Raw genomic sequence first — 2,258 nt, 5'->3', positions numbered from 1 at the left:
CCCGCCTTGCTTTTTTCTCTGAGCTCGTTCTTCAACTCTTGACCATCATTTCCGCACTGGGCTTGTACTCCGAAAAAACCCCGCACACCAACCTATTTGAGTTGCTCACTGCGCAACCGTAAATAGCGCTTCCCCCGGTGCGTCGTGTTATCTCACTAACTTTTCTATAAAAATGCGATGAACAACTCAAAAGTATCGACCCGCCTGGCAATTGGTTTTGGAAGCGTTCTATTTCTGTTGCTCATGATCGCCTTGGTAGGCTTCTACGGCATGTCCCTGCTTCACACTAGGCTTGATGGTATAGCGCGTGTCAACAACTTGGAATCGAAGTATGTCAAGGATATGAAAGCCTCCGTTGCGGATCGCGCAATCGCGATTCGCAACATTGCACTGCTGACCGACCCGGCCGCACTGGCGCAAGAGTCAAGGCGCGTAGAGAAGCAAAAGAAAATTTATGCGGACGCCGACGACGCTCTGGGCAAGATGTTCTCAACAGAAGCGGGCACGACAGAGCGCGAACGAGCGCTTTATGCCCAACTTAAGTTAGACAACGCCGCTACCGTACCCTTGATGGATAAGGCCATTGCCTTAGGCATGGCAAATAAGCCCGAAGAAGCAATAAAGGTATTGCTTCAAGAAGCACGGCCAAAACAGGCTGCCTGGTTGTTACGCCTAAATGAGCTCGCTGATTTCGAAGATCAGTTAAACGCACAAGCCACCGAAGAAGCAAATAGTACCTACCACGCTATCCAAGTCGCTGCGTGGTCGATCGTCGGGCTTTCACTTTTATTGGGTGCATTCCTAGCCGTTTTCATTACTCGCAGTATTCTGAAGCAGTTGGGTGGTGAGCCGACTGTGGCGCAGAATATGGCACGGCAGATCGCGGAGGGCAATTTGACCCAAAAAGTTCACGTTGCCGCCGATGACAACACAAGCCTAATGGCATCGCTTGAAACGATGCGGACCAATTTGAGCGAGATTGTCTCTGGCATCAAGACCTCTGCGGAGTCTATTTCAGTTGCTGCGGGAGAAATTTCACAAGGCAACGTAGACCTGTCGCAACGCACCGAGGAACAGGCCGCCTCGTTAGAAGAGACCGCGGCCAGCATGGAACAAATTACAGCGACGGTTCGTCAGAATACAGAGAATGCACGCCAAGGCAGCACGCTGGCTAATACTGCTTCTGAGACAGCTGCGACAGGGGGAGAGGTCGTGGGGAGCGTCGTTACCACGATGCAGGACATCGCCACGAGCTCCTCGAAAGTCGCCGAAATCATCACCGTGATAGAGGGCATTGCATTTCAGACCAATATCCTCGCACTGAATGCAGCGGTAGAGGCCGCACGAGCTGGAGAGCAAGGTCGTGGATTCGCCGTGGTAGCGGGCGAAGTGCGCACGCTAGCGCAACGTAGTGCGGCTGCGGCAAAAGAAATCACTGAACTGATAGGCACATCGGTAAAGCATGTGACTGCCGGCGAGGCACTGGTACAAAATGCAGGACAGACAATGAGTGAAGTCGTGCGCTCGGTCAAACGGGTAACCGACATAATGGGAGAGATCGCCTCGGCCTCCAACGAGCAAACTATCGGGATCGAACAGGTGAACGTTGCAGTAAGTCAGATGGACGAAGTGACACAGCAAAATGCCGCCCTGGTCGAGCAGGCGACGGCTGCGGCTCGCGCCATGGCAGATCAAGCGCAAGCGTTGCGTGATTCGGTGGCGATCTTTCGTGTCAATGCCGATTCCAAGGTCTCTTCAGCGCGATATCAGTCACCAGGAATGCAAGGACTTATGCCGTTGGCGGCCCACTGACCTTGCCTCGAAACGACTTGTAGTAGACTTTGTTGCAAATAGGCAAGATCGTTGAGAGTCTCGTAGTGAGCGCTTCAGCAAAGCGGAAAAAAACCAGTTAAAAGGTTCGCCTAGTCGGTTTCGTGGTGTGCCTTCGCAATCAAAACGCCTCCTCGAGCGCCCGAATGCGGCGATCCAATTCCGTTGTGACATAGATGGAGGTCGTCGCTGGCGAGACATGGCCAAGGTTTTCCTGCACGATGTCTAGTGGCGTGCCCGCTTCGGTGACTGTCAAGGTAGTTGGAACGTGAGTTATGCGGCATCTACCACTTCTTGCACATGTTGCGTTTGATGATGTGTTTGCGGGTTAAGCCAGACACAGCCAATCGGTTGCCAGTTGCGTAGCTTACCGGACCATCGCGCCGGATTCAGTTCTCGAGCACGCTGATACAGCGCATGGCGTTTAC

General features: G+C 53.1%; 2 protein-coding genes. One reads left to right on the top strand and one right to left on the bottom strand.

What is annotated here, in order from left to right; all coding sequences use genetic code 11:
• The first annotated feature begins 177 nt into the window (after positions 1-177).
• Positions 178-1,812, top strand: coding sequence for a methyl-accepting chemotaxis protein (locus tag WM40_RS26480; protein WP_046154554.1), 1,635 nt, complete (start codon positions 178-180; stop codon positions 1,810-1,812).
• A 139-nt stretch (positions 1,813-1,951) separates the two neighbouring features.
• On the opposite strand, the gene WM40_RS32205 is transcribed toward WM40_RS26480, so the two are convergent.
• On the bottom strand, positions 1,952-2,086 hold the full coding sequence (locus tag WM40_RS32205; protein WP_269083120.1) for a hypothetical protein: 135 nt from the start codon (positions 2,084-2,086) through the stop codon (positions 1,952-1,954).
• Positions 2,087-2,258 lie beyond the last annotated feature (172 nt).

The sequence above is a fragment of the Robbsia andropogonis genome (genome assembly GCF_000970345.1).
In the GTDB taxonomy this organism is placed as follows: Bacteria; Pseudomonadota; Gammaproteobacteria; order Burkholderiales; family Burkholderiaceae; genus Robbsia; species Robbsia andropogonis.
Note: the sequence above shows the minus strand (reverse complement) of the source record. Positions and strands in the feature narration are given on the sequence as shown.

Bases quoted from the DNA above. Each gene is read 5' to 3' on its own strand.
- WM40_RS26480 (WP_046154554.1), top strand. From the start codon at position 178: ATGAACAACTCAAAAGTATCGACCCGCCTGGCAATTGGTTTTGGAAGC.